Source organism: Streptomyces sp. NPDC001880 (genome assembly GCF_053594575.1).
Genome location: NZ_JBSFET010000013.1, coordinates 41,288 through 55,767 on the forward strand (window position 1 = coordinate 41,288; position 14,480 = coordinate 55,767).

Consider the following 14,480-nt stretch of genomic DNA (forward strand, 5'->3'; position numbering starts at 1 on the left):
GGGCCCGCGACCCGACCGTGCCCGGTAACCTCGCGCCGTGGGGCTCGACATCACGGTGGTGATCGCCGACTGGTCATGGCTGGGCGAAGTACCTCAGCGCGAACGGCTGTTGCGTCTGAGGAATGCCTGGTACGCCGACGAGACCGGCCTGTGGGATGACGACGCCCTCGTGGTCGACGGCGACTGGAAGCGGCCGAAGGGGCCGAACGGCGCCTTCTTCGCCATTTACGAGTTCCTCGACACCCTCGGCTCGTACAAACCGCACTTCTGGGCCACGCACTACTGGGAACGCGTCCGCGACCACGCCGATCCGCTGGTGCGGGCCGGGCTGGACGCCTTTCTGCTCGGGCTGATCTGGGACGGTATGGATGGCGAGTCGGGAGAGACGGATCGGGACTTCTTCTCCGACGACCCGGAAGTCGCGTACGGCCTGCTGGTCGCACGCTCACCGGACAGTGTCCGGGAGCTGGCTGCGACCTGGGAGGGCGTACGGCCACGGCTCGACGGGTTGCGCGAGACCTTCACCGTGTACTCCGCCGTTCCCGACGGCCGGGGCGGCAACTTCGACGCGTTCGCCCGCCTGATGACGGAGTGGGGCCACATCCTGACCGAAGCCGCCCGGCGGGGCTGGGGTGTTGCGGGGCTGAGCGAGTAGGGCGGGGCAGCGGTGGTCGTTCCTGTCCGCGCGGCGGCTGTGCCGGCCCGGACGAAGTGGTCCTCCTCGACGTCCGAGCCGGTGCGGAGGCATCCTCCGTCCGCCTCGAAACATGTGGAGGCGCACCGGTGCCGGCGGACATGATGAAGTATGAGCAATCGCGTACTTCCCGTGCAGGCACTGATCGTTGTGGATGTCCAGGCGGACGCGGTCCGCGGTGACCGGGCGGTGCCCGGGGCAGCCGGGCTTGTGGACCGGACGGCGGAGCTGATCGCGCGGGCGCGCAAGGACGGGGCGCTCGTCGTCCACGTACAGAACGACGGGCGGCCCGGAGCGGGCGACGAGCCGGGTACGCCCGGGTGGGAGCTCCGCCACACCGTCGAGACCTCGCCCACGGAGGTCGTGATCCGCAAGCTCAGGGACGACGGATTCCACGGGACGCCGCTGGGCGGCCTGTTGAGGGACTCGGGGGTGCGGGCGCTCGCCATCTGCGGCGTGATGTCCGAGATGTGCGTACAGGCGACGGCCCGCACGGCGCTGGAGCTGGGGTACCGGGTCGTCATGCCGCACGACGCGCACGCGACGCACGACATCCCGGCCGCGCCCGGGATCAGCGGGCCCGTCCCGGCCGCCGTGGTCTCACGGGTCGCCGAATGGGCGCTCGGCAGCGATCTGGAGGTCGTGGCGCGCGCCGCAGAAGTGGAGTTCGCCGCGCCGGCCCCGCACGGAGGCTGAATCCGCCGGAGCGGGAACCACGGCGCCCGGTCCTGTCGTCATCACGCGCGCGCCACCCTGCGCGGGCCGCGCCGAGTGCTGTGCGGGACGCGCCCCATACCCCAACTCCGAGGAGCAGCATGAGAGTCAACGGCAGCACGCGCCCCCACAGCGGCAGCCGAAGCAGCACCGATTTCTCCCCGCGACGCAGCTCTCGTACGGCGCTCCTGAACGGCTCGAAGGCGGTGCTGGCCGTCGCGCTCGTCCTCGGTGCGGCCACTGCCTGCAACAAGCCGAGCGACGGGACCCATGCGGCCAAGGACTGGAAGGTCGGCGACTGCGCAGGGCCCGACAGCAGCGCGAAGGACGCCTACCAGCCGCTGGACTGCGGCGATTCCAAGGCGACGATCAAGGCCCTGGAGATCAAGGACGGCGCGATGTTCTCCGACTCCATCCAGTGCCCGGCCGGTACGGACGCGATCATCTCGGTGAAGGTCTCCTTCGGTTCCGGCGGCGACGCCAAGTCCGGTATCCCCAGCAAGACCATCTGCGGCCGCAACCTGAGCGGTGACCACCCCGGTGACGCCGGTGCGGGCGGCGGCCAGCTGGTGAAGGGCGACTGCGTGGACGACCAGGCCAAGGAGGTCGCCTGCGGCAGCGGCGGAAGCGGTGTGAGCAAGGTGCTCGACCTGACGAAGACGGCCGAGCAGTGCCCGGCCGGCAGCAAGCCCCTGGAGCTGTTCCCGAGCCCGGGGCGGCCCTACGACGCGATCTGCACCGGCAAGGCCTGATCGTCCGGCGCCGGATGGCGCCATGCCCATGGACGCACCCCGGCCGGTGAGGCCCGCGCTTCACCGGCCGCGGTGCGTCCGCAGGACGAGAGGCTCCGGACCGACGCGGGAACGTGAACCGTGCGGCGGCCGGGCGTTCCGGCAGCCCCCGCAACGCCCGCCCGCAGGCTCGCCGACGCCGCGTCCGCCCGCCCCGCAGGCTCGCCGACGCCGCGTCCGGGCGGTTCAGGCACGGTCGGCAACCCCGGTCGCGCGGGCCCGATCCGGAGGCGGGGGCGCCCGCGCCGAGGCGTGAAGGGGCAGGTCTCGCGCCCCCCGAGGGTTGTTTCTTGGGGAGTTCCGGAGGCGGGGGAGCACGGGAAGTGATGGAGTCCTGAGTGCGTGGCGGACCCACCACCGACCGCGCGGAACGGGAAGAGTGGGCACAGCGGTACGGACGACGAAGGAGGACCGATGGCGGGTGTCGTGGCGAGCCGGCGGAACGGGACGGTCGGGAGGTCCATGGAGCTCCTGGGAGCGCGGGACCGACTCCTGCGGGCAGGGCGCGAGTTGTTCGGCGCGTACGGGTACGCGCACACGGGCGTCGAGGAGTTGTGCGCCCGCGCGAAGGTGCCCGTCCACGTCTTCCAGCAGGAGTTCCTCTCCCGGGAGGTGCTGCTGATGGCGCTCTACGACGAGGTGGCGACCCACGGGCTGCGCGCCGCCGAGAACGCCCTGATGGCGGAGGGCATGGAGGACTGCCCGACGGCCGAACGGGTCCGGCTGCTCTTCGAGGCCTATGTGAAGGCGGTCACCGGGGACCCGTGCGCGGCCCGGGTGGCCTTCGTCGAGGTGCTCGGGGTGAGCCGGGAGGTGGACAACCACCTCGCGACCTGGCGGGCGATGTGGATCGAGTTCCTGACGTCCGAGGCCGAGCGTGCCGTGCGCCGGGGCGAGGCGGTGCCCAGTGACCACAAGGTGACCGTCACGGTGCTCAACCATTCGGTGGACGAACTCATGGCCCACCACGGCCGCCGGCCCCGCCAGGTCGACGCCGAGTGGCTGACCGACGAGCTGACCCGGCTCTCGCTGGCCATGATCCTGCCGTCCTGACGCGTCCGGTTGCCGTGTCGGCAAATAATGTGCCCATGGAAGACGGCGCGGAGCACACGGAACGACCGGACGACGACGAGATCACCACCGTTCTGACGGGCGTCGGCCCGCGCCTGCGGGCCCTGCGCCAGGAACGCGACACGACCCTGGCGCAGCTCAGCGAGACGACCGGGATCTCCCTGAGTACCCTCTCGCGCCTGGAGTCCGGCGGCCGCAAGCCCACCCTCGAACTGCTGCTGCCGCTGGCGAAGGCGTACGGGGTGCAGTTGGACGAACTGGTCGGCGCCCCGGCGACCGGAGACCCGCGCGTCCACTTCCGCCCCTTCACCCGCGACGGCATGACCTTCGTACCGCTCACCCGGCACCTCGGCGGCCTGCACGCGTACAAGCAGATCCTGCCCGGCGGGCGCGGGTCCACCGGGCCGCTGGAACAGCGGGTGCACGAGGGATACGAGTGGCTGTACGTACTGGCGGGGCGGTTGCGGCTGCTGCTGGGCGAGCACGACCTGGTGCTCACGGCCGGTGAGGTCGCCGAGTTCGACACGCGTACGCCGCACGCCTGGGCCAGCGCCGGGCCCGAACCGGTGGAATTCCTCAGCCTGTTCGGGCAGCAGGGCGAGCGGATGCATGTGCGGGCCCGGCCCTCTTCGCACGACCGGTAGGAACTCCTGGGCTCAGAACCGGAGTTCCGGCGGGAAACCCGTCCAGCACAGCTCGTCGGGCAGATGCCGCATGTCGTTGGAGACCAGGACCGACGCCGGGCGGCCCGGGGCGTAGCGGATCACCGTCAGCGAGGCGTTGCCGTGGTTGAGGCCGAGCCAGCGCCACTTCGGCGCGTCCATGGCGTCCCGCATCAGCCAGGACACCAGGAAGCTGTGGGTGACGACGAGTTCGTGGACGTCCTCGTCGCCCTCCGGCGGGCCGGTGAGCTCCGCCAGGGCCCGGCTTGCCAACTCCGGCCCGCGCAGCCGCTCTTCGGCGGTGCACGGTTCCAGGAACCGCATGAAGCGGTCGGCGCTGTCGGCGGGCAGTTCCGCCCGGTCCGGGAAGTGCGGAACGTAGTCGTCGGCCGTCTCGGCGACCTGGACGGGGACGCCGTCGAGCTGTTCGCCGATCAGCTTCGCCGTCTCGGCGGCCCGGGTCAGCGGCCCGTGGCGCACCACCGATATCGGGTGGTCGCGCAGCCGCCGGCCGAGCAGCTGGGCCTGGCGGCGGCCGGCCTCCGTCAGCGCGCTGCCGTCGTCCTCTCCCGCCGCCTCGCCGTGCCGGACGAGATAGAGGTTCCGGGTGGCCGTTCCTGTCATGTCAGTTCCATCCTCGTCCGCTCACGGGCGGGGCGTGTACGGGCCGCCCAGCCCCCACGCCTGATGCATCGCGTCGGCGAACGCGCCCGCCAGCGCGTGCTCGCCACTGGGGCCGGGGTGCGTTCCGTCGTAGGTGTCCTCGTGGATGTCGTACCCCGCAGGGCGGGAGGCCAGCAGGACCGGGGACATCGGGTCGTCCAGGTCGGCGACGGCCTTCGCCAGCAGCTCGTTGAAACGGTCGCACTCAGCGGCGAACGGGGCGTCCGACTCGGCCCGGATATTCGGTATCACGGGCATGAGGACCATCTTGACGTGCGGGTTCGCGGTGCGCGCCGCCGTGATGAACGCCCGTGCGTTCAGGGCGGTCTGGTCGCTGTCCGTGTAGAACCCGAGGTCTATCAGGCCGAGTGAGACGAGCAGGACGTCCGTGCGGTGCCCGGCCACCGTGCCGGCGATCACCGGGGCCATGTGCAGCCAGCCCTCGCCCCAGCCGGCCAGGTGGGTGCGGGCCTCGGCGGGGAAGTCCGGCGCGCCGTACGCATGACTGACCGGGGCGCCCGCCACCGTGTCGTACAGCGTGCTGCGCGGCCCGACGATCGCGAACGGCGCACCGAGGGTGGAGGTGAGGTGCTGCCACATCCGGTAGCGCCAGGTGAAGTCGCCGGCGCAGCCGATGGTCATGGAATCGCCGACAAACGTGAACCGCATGGCGCCATCATTGCGGATCACTCCTGCCGCCTGCGACGTGACGATGGACACTTGTGCCATGCGTTCGTACCTGACTGTGTCCGGAGCCGCCGCGCTGCTCCTTCTGTTCACCGCCGGGGCTCCGGCCGTGGCCGACGACGGAGCCGACCGGGGCTTCGTGATCGAGGACCCCCGGATCACCGAGTCCAGCGGCCTCGCCGCGAGCCGCGCCCACCCCGGCATCTACTGGACGCACAACGACAGCGACGACGGGCCGTATGTCTACGCCGTCGACTCCCGGACCGGGAAGACCGTCGCGACGATCACCATGAAGGGGGTGGGCGAACCCCGCGACGTGGAGGCCATCTCGCTGGGACCGGACGGCAATCTGTACGTCGGTGACATCGGCGACAACCTGAACGGCAGCTGGGACCACGTCTGGATCTACCGCTTCCCGGAGCCGAAGCAGCTGGGGGACGCGACGGTCGACGCCGCCCAGTTCGACGTGAAGTACGCGGACGGCCCGCGCAACGCCGAGGCGCTGATGGTCCACCCCGTGACCGGGCGGGTCTACATCGCGTCGAAGAACGAGGACGGCGGCGGGCTGTACGAGGGCCCGGCGAAGCTGACCACGGGGACCACCAATGTCTTCCGGCGGGTGGGCGAGGTGCCGTGGGTGACGGACGGGGCGTTCTCGCCGGACGGCAAGGAACTGGTGCTGCGCTCGTACTTCAGCGCCCGGGGCTATGCCTTCGAGAACGGGAGGCTCGGCGCCGACCACGCGATCGGGGCACCGGTCCAGGGGCAGGCGGAGTCCGTGACGTACACGGCGGACGGCTCGGCGCTGATGTTCGGCTCGGAGGGGGCGCAGAGCGATGTGGAACGGGTGGAGGTGGAAGGCGGTAACGGGGGCGGCGGCACATCGCCGTCCCGGGGCGGCGACTCGTCGGCCTCGTCCGCCGGGGCGGGGGACGAGGGTACGGGGAACGGGAAGGGGACGACCCTGACCGGTGTGCTCGTGCTCGCCGGCATCGGTTTCCTGGTGTTCATGGGGCGGCGCCGGAAGGGGAACTGAGCCGGAGGGGAACCGAGTCGGCCCGCCGTTGTCAGTGGTGGATGCCAGAGTGGCGCACGTCAGCACAGCACTTGCGAAAGGCACCTCATGGGCACCTGGGACACCGGCCATTTCGACAACGACTCCGCCGCGGACTTCTCCGGCACGATCGACGACGCGCCGGAGGCCGGACGGGAAGCGGTGATCCGTAACGCGTTGACCGTGGCGATCGAGGCGGACTACCTGGACAGCGACGAGGGCGCTCCCGCCGTCGCGGCGGCCGCGCTGGTCGCCTCCCAGTGTCCGGGCGGCGAGCCGGTGACCACCTCGTACGGCCCCGACAACCCCCTGCCCGCCCTCGCGGTGGACCTGCGCCCCCTCGCGGTGAAGGCCCTCGACGCGGTGCTGGGCGGGAATTCGGAGCTGCGCGAGCTGTGGGACGAGGCGGGGGACAAGGAATGGGCCCCGGGCATCGCCCGCCTCCGGGAGGTCCTGGTGGCGGCGGCCGGGTGATCAGGTGCGGGGGCGGCCGGCCCGGACGAGCTCGTCGGCATCGAGGGTCACCGGGGCGCCGATCGACTCGGGGAGGGCGACCGACTGCCCGGGGGCGTACACCTGGTGGCTGTCGTAACCGCCGCCCATGGGCTCGGTCAGGACGTGCACCCGGCCGTGCTTGCGGTCGATGATCACGTACACCGGGATCTTGGCCTCGGCGTAGGCGGCGACCTTGTTGCGCAGGTCGTTGTTGTAGTTGCTGGAGGTGACCTCCAGGACCAGGCGGAAGACGGCGGGGTCATAGCAGTTGTTCTCGACCTGATGCTCGTCGAGATCGGCGTCGACGATCGCCAGGTCGGGGATGGCGAAGTCCGCAGGGCCGCTGGGGAGCCACACGCCGATTCCCTGAAGGACCTCCGTCTCGCCGTCGTCGAGACCGGCTGTGATGAAGGGGCGCATGATCTTGGTCAGCACTCGGGCGTGCGGAGCGTCCGGGGACGGGGCCACGGTGATGACGCCTCCGATGATCTCGACACGGCAACCCGGGTTCTGCTCCGCGAGCCTGTTGGCCGTTTCGAGCAGCGATTCCGGCTCACCGTCACAGGGGTGCTCGACTGCTGCTGCAGACATTGCGGGCCTCCTGAAGGGGTGATGTCGAGGTCATCATCGTAGGCCGATCCGGTTCGCCGGCGCCCGAAAGCCGTTCCGCCACCCGACCGAGTGAACGAGGGAGGGCCCCGGCGCGGGGCCCTCCCTCGTGCGGCTGCTCGTTACAGCTTCTCGATCACGTAGTCGATGCAGGCGGTCAGCGCCTGGATGTCCGACGGGTCGATCGCCGGGAACATCGCCACGCGCAGCTGGTTGCGGCCCAGCTTGCGGTACGGCTCGGTGTCGACGATGCCGTTGGCGCGCAGGGCCTTGGCGACGGCGGAGGCGTCGATCTCGTCCGCGAAGTCGATCGTGCCGATGACCTGCGAGCGCTTCGCCGGGTCGGTGACGAACGGGGTCGCGTACTTCGACTCCTCGGCCCAGCCGTACAGGTTCCGCGCCGAGGCGGCCGTGCGGCCGGTGGTGAAGTCCAGGCCGCCCTGGGTGTTCATCCAGGTCAGCTGCTCGTTCAGGAGGAAGAGCGTGGCCAGGGCCGGGGTGTTGTACGTCTGGTTCTTGAGCGAGTTGTCGATCGCCGTGGGCAGGCTGAAGAACTCCGGGATGTGGCGGCCCGACGCGTGGATGCGCGCGGCGCGCTCCAGGGCAGCCGGGGAGAAGACGGCGATCCAGAGGCCGCCGTCGGAGGCGAAGGACTTCTGCGGGGCGAAGTAGTAGACGTCCGACTCGGTGATGTCGACCGGCAGGCCGCCCGCGCCGGAGGTGGCGTCCACCAGGACCAGGGCGCCCTCGTCGGCGCCCTCGACGCGCTTGACGGGCGCGGCGACACCGGTCGAGGTCTCGTTGTGCGTGAAGGCGTACACGTCGACGCCCGCCTCGGCCCGCGGGTCCGGGTGGGTGCCCGGGTCGGAGGCGATCACGGTCGGGTCGGCCAGCCACGGGGCGAGCTTGGCGGCCTTCGCGAACTTCGACGAGAACTCGCCGAAGTTGAGGTGCTGGGACTTCGTCTCGATGAGTCCGTGCGTCGCGATGTCCCAGAAGGCGGTGGAGCCGCCGTTGCCCAGGATCACCTCGTAGCCCTCGGGGAGGGAGAAGAGGTCGCGCACGCCCTGACGCACCGCGCCGACCAGGTTCTTGACCGGGGCCTGGCGGTGGGACGTACCGAGAAGAGACGTACCGGTGGCGGCCAGCGCGTCGAGCGCCTCCGTCCGCACCTTGGAAGGACCGGCGCCGAAGCGTCCGTCGGCGGGCTTGATGTCAGCGGGAATCTGGATATCGGCCACGAACCGGAGCGTAATGCCTCACGGACACGGCCGAGCACCGTGTCCGTCGGATGAGACGCCCGCTCCGGTCCGTGGACGGCGTACGGGGGCCGCCGGTCAGCCCAGATCCACCGGCAGCTCATGCAGGTCGTTCTGGGTGACGATCGGCTTGTTCCGCAGCTCGGACGCGGGTACGGCCAGCTCCAGCTCCGGGAAACGCTCGTACAGCGCGGGCAGTGCCACGCCCGCCTCCAGGCGGGAGAGCGCCGCACCCGGACAGACGTGCGGGCCGTGACCGAACGCGATGTGCCGGTTGGGGGAGCGGGTGATGTCGAAGTCACCGGCCGTCGGGCCGTGCTGCGCCTCGTCGCGGCCGAGCGCGCCGAAGGAGACGATCAGCGCCTCGCCCTTGGGCAGGACCTTGTCGCCCACCTCGACGTCCTCGGTGGCGAACCGGATCAGGACGTGCGAGGTGGGGGTGTTCCAGCGCAGGGTCTCCTCGATCACGTTCTCCCACGGCACCTGTCCGCCGAGCACCTGCTTGCGCTGCTCGGGGTGTGTCTGGAGCGCGACGACCGCGTTCACGATCAGGCTGATCGTGGTCTCGTGACCGGCCGCGATGATCAGCTGGAGGGTGTTGACGATCTCCTCGTCGGTGAGCTGGTCACCGTTCTCGGAGGCCGCGATCAGGGCGCTGGTGAGGTCGTCGCCCGGGTTCTCCCGCTTGCCGTCGACGATCTTCGTGAAGAGCTCACCGAGGTCCGCCATCATCTGCGGGACCTCCTCCGGCGGCGTCTGCGTCGAGAAGAACTTCTCGAACAGCTCCTTCAGCCGCGGGTGGTCCGCGCTGTCCACGCCCATCAGCTCGCTGATCACGTTCATCGGCAGCGGGTAGGCGAACTCCGCCTTCAGGTCGACCCGCTCGCCCTTCGGCAGCGCGGCCAGCCGGTCCAGGCTCGCCGTGGTAAGCGCCTCGATGCCGGCCCGCAGCCGCTCCACCCGCTTCACCGTCAGCGCCTGCGCGACCAGGGTGCGCAGGCGGCGGTGGTCCGGGCCGTCGACCGTGAGCATGGAGCGGCCCGGGTTGGCGAGGCCGATCAGCGGCCAGTCCATCGGTATCTCGCCGCGCTGCCAGGCGTTCCAGACGTTGATGTCCTTCACGATCCGGCTGTCGGTGAGCAGCTGCCGCGCCTCGGCGTGGTGGGTGACCGCGTAGCAGTGCACCCCGCCCGGCAGTTCCACCTCGGCGAGCGGGCCCGCGGCACGCAGCCGGGCGCTCTCGCCGTCGAGGTCGGTGACGAAGGGGTCGAGGGCGATCCGGGTCATCTCCGGCCTCCGGTGTCGGTTTCCGCGGCGGGGCCCAGTGCGAGGGTGGGCGTGAAGGTCAACGGCAGGCCGGTCAGGCCCCGCAGCCACGGGGACGGGCGCCGGGTGAGCTGTTCGGCGGGGACGGCGAGGTCGATGTCCGGGAGCCGGTCGAGCAGTACCTCGATGCCGGTACGGGCGATGACCTCGGCGGTCTCCTGGGCGGTGAACGGGCAGCGGTGCTCGCCGTGGCCGAAGGAGAGGAAGGCGTTGTTGCCGCCGGTCAGGGTGGAGCCGTCGGTACGGACCTGCGGGTCGTAGTTGGCGGCGCCGATGCCCAGCACCAGCAGGTCGCCCGCCTGGATGTGGCGGCCGCCGAGGCGGGTGTCGCGCGAGGCCCAGCGTCCCGCGACGTTCTGCGTCGGGGTGTCCTCCCACAGGACCTCGTTCATGGCCTCGGCGACGCTGTGCCGGCCGCCCGAGAGGGAGGCGGCGAACCGGTCGTCGGTGAGCATCAGCCGCAGCGAGTTGCCGATCCAGTCGGCGGTCGGCTGGTGGCCCGCGGCCATCATGACCATCAGATCCTGGGCGACCTCCTCGTCGGTGAAGCCGCCGCGGTCGGCGAGCATCCGCGAGGCGACGTCGTCGCCGGGCTCGGCGTGCTTGTCGGCCAGCAGCCGGCCCATGGACGAGGCGAGGTGCTGCTGACCGGCCAGCGCCCGCTCCCGGCCGTCGATCATGTCGTTGAGCGAGCCGACGAGCGCGTGGGCGACGGTGTCGCTGAAGCCGTAGATCTTCGCCAGGACGAGGGCGGGCAGCAGCATCGCGTAGTCGGCGATGATCTCGGAGCTGCCGGTGGCGCAGAACCGGTCGATGAGGCCGTCGGCGAACTCCTCCGCGTACCGCTTCAGCGCGAACGGGTCGACGGCCTCCAGCGCGTTGCTGATCATCGCGGCGCGCTCGGTGTGCCGGGGGCCGACCGTGTACAGGATCGACGGCTGCTTGCGGCCGATCATCGGCAGCAGCGGCCAGTCGTCGGGGATGCGGTCCCACTGGCTCCACAGGTCGGAGTCGCGGCTGAACAGCACCGGGTCGCCGGTGACCTGGTGCAGTTCGCGGTAGCCGATCACGAGCCAGGCGGGGACGCCGCCGTCGAGGACGACCGGCGCCACGGACCCGTGGTCGCGGCGCATGTCCCGGTAGAGCCCGGCCGGATCGGTCTGGAACCGGGAGCCGGAGAGCGGCACGCGGCCCTGGGAGAGGGGGCAGCCGGAGGATGGTGCCGGGGGCTGGGTCACGGGGTGGGCTCCGGGGTCATCTCCGGCGCGATCTCCGGACGGGCGGCGGCGGAGCGGGCGGCGGCCCCGCCCTGGGACAGGGTGTGGAGGTACTCGACCAGCGTGATCAGTACGTACTTGCTGGACGAACGGTCGCGGGCGTCGCACTCCACCAGCGGCACGTCGTCCGAGAGGGCGAGCGCCTCGCGTATCTGTTGTTCGGTGTGGAGCGGGCCGCCGAAGTCGTTGCAGGCCACGATGAACGGGGTGCCGTGGTGCTCCAGCCGGTCGATCGCGTACCAGGAGTCGGCGAGCCTGCGGGTGTCGACGAGCACGACGGCGCCGAGCGTGCCGGAGAACAGCCGGTCCCACAGGAACCAGAAGCGTTCCTGACCGGGGGCGCCGAAGAGGTACAGCACGGAGCGCTCGTCGAGCGAGATCCGGCCGAAGTCGAAGGCGACGGTCGTGGAGGTCTTCGACTGCACGCCGTCGAGGTGGTCGACGGCCTCGCCCGCGCGGGTCATGGTCTCTTCCGTGTTCAGCGGACGGATCTCGCTGACGGAGCGGACCATGGTGGTCTTGCCGACGCCGAAGCCGCCGACGACGACGATCTTCAGTCCGTTGTCGGCCGTCGCCCGCAGGGCGGCGCGGTCAGAGGTTGCGGAGTCCAACGAGCACCTGTTCCAGGATCTCGGGGTCGGGGAGCCGGTCCGCGACACGGGCAGTACGGGGGTGGCGGGCGCTGATCCGTCCGGTGTCCAGCAGGTCGGACAGCATGATCCGGACGATGCTGACGGGCAGGCCGAGGCCGGCCGCGATCTCCACGACCGCGGTGGGCAGTTGGCACATCCGCAGGATCGTGACGTGCTCCGACTGCATGCCGGGGGTCGGCTCGCACTCGGAGACCACCAGCGTCACCAGGTCGAACGCGTCCGAGTCGGACCGGCTGCGGCCCCCGGTGAGGGTGTACAGCCGGTCCGGATCGTCGTCCCGGCCGGGGCGGCGGGGGCGGGTCATACGGCCGCGTTGGCGTCGGCGGCGGAGGCCGCGGGGGAACGGGGCGGCGCGCTGAGGTGCTCGCCGAGCTGCTCGACGAGTTCGCTCATGTTGTGGCCGATGAGGCCGACGTCGGAGTCCTCGGAGGCGACGACCGCGAGATGGGCGCCCGCGCCCGCCTCGACGATGAACAGGACACCGCCGTAGAACTCGGCCATCGCGGACCGCACGCCGCCGGTGCCGTCACCGAACTCGACGGAGGCGCCGTGGGAGAGGCTCTGGATGCCGGCCGAGATCGCGGCCAGCTGGTCGGCCTGGTCGACGGAGAGCTCGGGGGTGCGGCACAGCTTGAGGCCGTCCCTGGACAGGACGAGGGCGTGACGAGTGCCGGGGGTGCGCTCCAGGAGCCCCTCCAGCAGCCAGTTGAGCTTCTCGTCGGTGGTGGCGGTCATGGGGTGTTGCCTTCTTCCGGGTGCGGGGAATTGGCCCGAACAGCTCGGCGGAAGCTGCTGAAGCGGGCTGCCTGTTCCTTGGGGTCGGAGGTGCGGGGCCGGGGGGCCGCGTCGCCGTCGTCGTGGGCGTTGGCACGGGCCTCGGCGGCGGCGAGGGTACGGCCGCGGGGGCGCTTGGGCAGCCCGCTCTCGCCGAACCGGGGGAGGCCGCCGGTGGTGTCGGACGCGGGGGATTCCGCGGCGGGGGCGGCCGGTTCGGCGGGGGCCGGGGCGTGCTGCGGGTGCCGGGTGTCGGACCTGACCGCCGCCGTCTCGGCCGCCGTTCCCGTCTGCGCCGGGGTGGCGCCGTGCCTGGGCTCCGGCTCGGGTACCGGCCGGGACACCGGCTCCGGGGCGGGTGCGGGCGCGGGTGCGGGGGCCCGGGTGAGAAGTTCCTGCGGGAGCATCATCAGGGCGCCCGTGCCACCGCGCGCGGACGGCCGGAACGAGACGGACAGACCGTGCTTGCGGGCCAGCCGGCCGACGACGGCGAGGCCGAGCCGGGTGCCGGAGAGCCCCGCCAGGTCCTGGTCGGTCGCCGACACCGCGCGCTCGGCGCGGCGCAGCTGCACATCGCTCATGACCAGGCCGCTGTCCTCGACGGTCAGGACGATGCCGGCCGGCACCTCCTCGACGTACACATGGACCTCTGCCGTGGGCGGCGAGAAGTTGGCGGCGTTGTCGAGGAGTTCGGCGAGCGCGTGCATGACGCCCTCGGCGGCGTGGCCGGCGACCGCGACATCGCTGGTCGAGTGGAGCCGCACCCGCTGGTAGCCGCTGATCCGGCCCATCGCGCCGCGCAGGATCGACTCCATGACGATCGGCTTCGCCCAGCGCCGGCCGGAGCGGGCGCCGGTCAGCACGGCGATGGAGTCGGCGAGCCGGCCCGCCTGGGCGGTGCGGTGGTCCAGGTGGAGGAGATCGCCGAGCACGTCCTCGGCGGCGTGCCGGTGCTCCATCTCGCGCAGGTCGGCGAGCATGCTGGTGGCCAGGGCCTGCATGCGGCCCGCGGCGTTGGCGCAGGCGGCGATCGCGGCAGAGCGCTCGGTCTCGCTGCGGGTCGCGCGGGCGGTGAGCCGCGCGATCTGGGCGGTGAGCCGTTCGGTCTCGGCGGCGGCATACGCGCTGAGCCGCGCGATCTCGGCCTCGGCCGCGGACCTGAGGTGTGCCGTCTCGGCATCCGCCGAGGACTTGATCCGGGCGGTCTCGGCGGTGAACCGCTGGCCCTCGGCCGCCGAGGCGGACACGAGGCGGCTGATCTCACCGGTGAACCGCTGGGTCTCCGAATTGAGCCGGGCGCGCAGACGGCCGGCGTTGGCACGGGCCTGGACGGCGACGGCCACGGCGGCGGACAGCACCACGGCGGCGGCACCCGCCCCCCAGGCCAGCGCGGTCCGTACCGAGTCGGGGGCGGCGACGACCGCCCACAGGCACAGGGATCCGGTGACGGCCAGCGATATCAGCAGGGCCACTGCTGTCGGCCGGGATGAGGGGCTCAATGGGAGTCCTTGGGAGCGGACGGGTGCGGATGGGCGGAACGGACAAGTAGGGTAGGCCGGGCAAGTTGAACGGTACAGATCGGGACAGTTTGGAACCGCCGGGCTGAATACGGCAACTGGAGCTGACAATTCCAAGGCAAGTCTCGGTCACTATATGAGAATTGACGCTCGCTTTGGGAAGGTCTTGTCGCGTTCTCTGTTACATATGTGACTACGCGTCCGACGTATTCCGACGTATTGACGTATTCAGGG

The 14,480-nt window shown here is 71.3% G+C and carries 17 protein-coding genes; 7 read left to right on the top strand and 10 right to left on the bottom strand.

The features are described from left to right. Nucleotides 1-37: 37 nt before the first annotated feature. The 5 genes from ACWCQ6_RS10855 (at nt 38) to ACWCQ6_RS10875 (ending at nt 3,914) form a co-directional block, all read left to right on the top strand. Nucleotides 38-655 (top strand): hypothetical protein, encoded by a 618-nt coding sequence (locus tag ACWCQ6_RS10855; protein WP_451087636.1) that lies wholly within the window; start codon nt 38-40, stop codon nt 653-655. A gap of 150 nt (nt 656-805) precedes the next feature. Continuing rightward, nucleotides 806-1,390, top strand: coding sequence for a cysteine hydrolase family protein (locus ACWCQ6_RS10860; protein ID WP_451087638.1), 585 nt, complete (start codon nt 806-808; stop codon nt 1,388-1,390). Between the two features lie 119 nt (nt 1,391-1,509). Beyond that, nucleotides 1,510-2,160 (top strand): hypothetical protein, encoded by a 651-nt coding sequence (locus tag ACWCQ6_RS10865; protein WP_451087640.1) that lies wholly within the window; start codon nt 1,510-1,512, stop codon nt 2,158-2,160. A 501-nt stretch (nt 2,161-2,661) separates the two neighbouring features. Beyond that, nucleotides 2,662-3,252 carry a TetR/AcrR family transcriptional regulator gene (locus ACWCQ6_RS10870; RefSeq protein WP_451087642.1) on the top strand — a complete coding sequence of 197 codons (591 nt, stop codon included), beginning with the start codon at nt 2,662-2,664 and terminating at the stop codon, nt 3,250-3,252. Between the two features lie 35 nt (nt 3,253-3,287). Next, entirely contained in the window at nt 3,288-3,914 is a 627-nt protein-coding gene (locus ACWCQ6_RS10875) for a helix-turn-helix domain-containing protein (protein ID WP_451087644.1), read from the top strand. A 12-nt stretch (nt 3,915-3,926) separates the two neighbouring features. Here ACWCQ6_RS10875 and ACWCQ6_RS10880 read toward each other — a convergent pair whose 3' ends face one another. Beyond that, nucleotides 3,927-4,556: a histidine phosphatase family protein gene (locus ACWCQ6_RS10880; protein ID WP_451087646.1), complete on the bottom strand. Its 630-nt coding sequence runs from the start codon at nt 4,554-4,556 to the stop codon at nt 3,927-3,929. A 21-nt stretch (nt 4,557-4,577) separates the two neighbouring features. Then, a complete protein-coding gene (locus ACWCQ6_RS10885; protein ID WP_451087648.1) occupies nt 4,578-5,324 on the bottom strand; it encodes a GDSL-type esterase/lipase family protein in 747 nt (248 codons plus the stop codon). On the opposite strand from ACWCQ6_RS10885, the gene ACWCQ6_RS10890 reads away from it, so the two are divergent. Then, on the top strand, nt 5,323-6,318 hold the full coding sequence (locus ACWCQ6_RS10890; RefSeq protein WP_451087651.1) for a WD40 repeat domain-containing protein: 996 nt from the start codon (nt 5,323-5,325) through the stop codon (nt 6,316-6,318). The genes ACWCQ6_RS10885 and ACWCQ6_RS10890 overlap by 2 nt on opposite strands. Nucleotides 6,319-6,405: 87 nt before the next feature. Next, nucleotides 6,406-6,810 carry a DUF4259 domain-containing protein gene (locus tag ACWCQ6_RS10895; protein WP_451087653.1) on the top strand — a complete coding sequence of 135 codons (405 nt, stop codon included), beginning with the start codon at nt 6,406-6,408 and terminating at the stop codon, nt 6,808-6,810. Here ACWCQ6_RS10895 and ACWCQ6_RS10900 read toward each other — a convergent pair whose 3' ends face one another. The 8 genes from ACWCQ6_RS10900 to ACWCQ6_RS10935 all read right to left on the bottom strand — a co-directional run bounded on the left by ACWCQ6_RS10900 (nt 6,811) and on the right by ACWCQ6_RS10935 (nt 14,228). After that, nucleotides 6,811-7,422: a Uma2 family endonuclease gene (locus tag ACWCQ6_RS10900; protein WP_451087655.1), complete on the bottom strand. Its 612-nt coding sequence runs from the start codon at nt 7,420-7,422 to the stop codon at nt 6,811-6,813. A 140-nt stretch (nt 7,423-7,562) separates the two neighbouring features. After that, a complete protein-coding gene (serC, locus tag ACWCQ6_RS10905; protein ID WP_451087657.1) occupies nt 7,563-8,681 on the bottom strand; it encodes a phosphoserine transaminase in 1,119 nt (372 codons plus the stop codon). Between the two features lie 96 nt (nt 8,682-8,777). Then, the gene (locus tag ACWCQ6_RS10910; protein ID WP_451087659.1) at nt 8,778-9,986 is read right to left on the bottom strand and encodes a cytochrome P450 family protein; all 1,209 of its coding nucleotides are present in this window, start codon (nt 9,984-9,986) and stop codon (nt 8,778-8,780) included. Continuing rightward, entirely contained in the window at nt 9,983-11,263 is a 1,281-nt protein-coding gene (locus tag ACWCQ6_RS10915) for a cytochrome P450 (RefSeq protein ID WP_451087661.1), read from the bottom strand. The genes ACWCQ6_RS10910 and ACWCQ6_RS10915 overlap by 4 nt, the downstream gene beginning before the upstream one ends. Then, complete coding sequence (locus tag ACWCQ6_RS10920) at nt 11,260-11,913, bottom strand: GTP-binding protein (RefSeq protein WP_388587019.1); 654 nt, start codon at nt 11,911-11,913, stop codon at nt 11,260-11,262. The genes ACWCQ6_RS10915 and ACWCQ6_RS10920 overlap by 4 nt, the downstream gene beginning before the upstream one ends. Further along, nucleotides 11,894-12,259 (bottom strand): DUF742 domain-containing protein, encoded by a 366-nt coding sequence (locus ACWCQ6_RS10925; RefSeq protein ID WP_072485746.1) that lies wholly within the window; start codon nt 12,257-12,259, stop codon nt 11,894-11,896. The genes ACWCQ6_RS10920 and ACWCQ6_RS10925 overlap by 20 nt, the downstream gene beginning before the upstream one ends. Next, nucleotides 12,256-12,690 carry a roadblock/LC7 domain-containing protein gene (locus tag ACWCQ6_RS10930; RefSeq protein ID WP_451087664.1) on the bottom strand — a complete coding sequence of 145 codons (435 nt, stop codon included), beginning with the start codon at nt 12,688-12,690 and terminating at the stop codon, nt 12,256-12,258. The genes ACWCQ6_RS10925 and ACWCQ6_RS10930 overlap by 4 nt, the downstream gene beginning before the upstream one ends. Next, nucleotides 12,687-14,228 carry a sensor histidine kinase gene (locus ACWCQ6_RS10935; RefSeq protein WP_451087666.1) on the bottom strand — a complete coding sequence of 514 codons (1,542 nt, stop codon included), beginning with the start codon at nt 14,226-14,228 and terminating at the stop codon, nt 12,687-12,689. The genes ACWCQ6_RS10930 and ACWCQ6_RS10935 overlap by 4 nt, the downstream gene beginning before the upstream one ends. Nucleotides 14,229-14,480: the final 252 nt, after the last annotated feature.

Excerpts from the sequence above, each read along its gene's own strand:
- ACWCQ6_RS10910 (WP_451087659.1), bottom strand. The coding sequence starts at position 9,986 with ATGACCCGGATCGCCCTCGACCCCTTCGTCACCGACCTCGACGGCGAG.
- ACWCQ6_RS10875 (WP_451087644.1), top strand. The coding sequence starts at position 3,288 with ATGGAAGACGGCGCGGAGCACACGGAACGACCGGACGACGACGAGATC.
- ACWCQ6_RS10890 (WP_451087651.1), top strand. The coding sequence starts at position 5,323 with ATGCGTTCGTACCTGACTGTGTCCGGAGCCGCCGCGCTGCTCCTTCTG.
- ACWCQ6_RS10860 (WP_451087638.1), top strand. The coding sequence starts at position 806 with ATGAGCAATCGCGTACTTCCCGTGCAGGCACTGATCGTTGTGGATGTC.
- ACWCQ6_RS10880 (WP_451087646.1), bottom strand. The coding sequence starts at position 4,556 with ATGACAGGAACGGCCACCCGGAACCTCTATCTCGTCCGGCACGGCGAG.
- ACWCQ6_RS10870 (WP_451087642.1), top strand. The coding sequence starts at position 2,662 with ATGGAGCTCCTGGGAGCGCGGGACCGACTCCTGCGGGCAGGGCGCGAG.
- ACWCQ6_RS10865 (WP_451087640.1), top strand. The coding sequence starts at position 1,510 with ATGAGAGTCAACGGCAGCACGCGCCCCCACAGCGGCAGCCGAAGCAGC.
- ACWCQ6_RS10930 (WP_451087664.1), bottom strand. The coding sequence starts at position 12,690 with ATGACCGCCACCACCGACGAGAAGCTCAACTGGCTGCTGGAGGGGCTC.
- ACWCQ6_RS10885 (WP_451087648.1), bottom strand. The coding sequence starts at position 5,324 with ATGGCACAAGTGTCCATCGTCACGTCGCAGGCGGCAGGAGTGATCCGC.
- ACWCQ6_RS10895 (WP_451087653.1), top strand. The coding sequence starts at position 6,406 with ATGGGCACCTGGGACACCGGCCATTTCGACAACGACTCCGCCGCGGAC.
- ACWCQ6_RS10900 (WP_451087655.1), bottom strand. The coding sequence starts at position 7,422 with ATGTCTGCAGCAGCAGTCGAGCACCCCTGTGACGGTGAGCCGGAATCG.
- ACWCQ6_RS10925 (WP_072485746.1), bottom strand. The coding sequence starts at position 12,259 with ATGACCCGCCCCCGCCGCCCCGGCCGGGACGACGATCCGGACCGGCTG.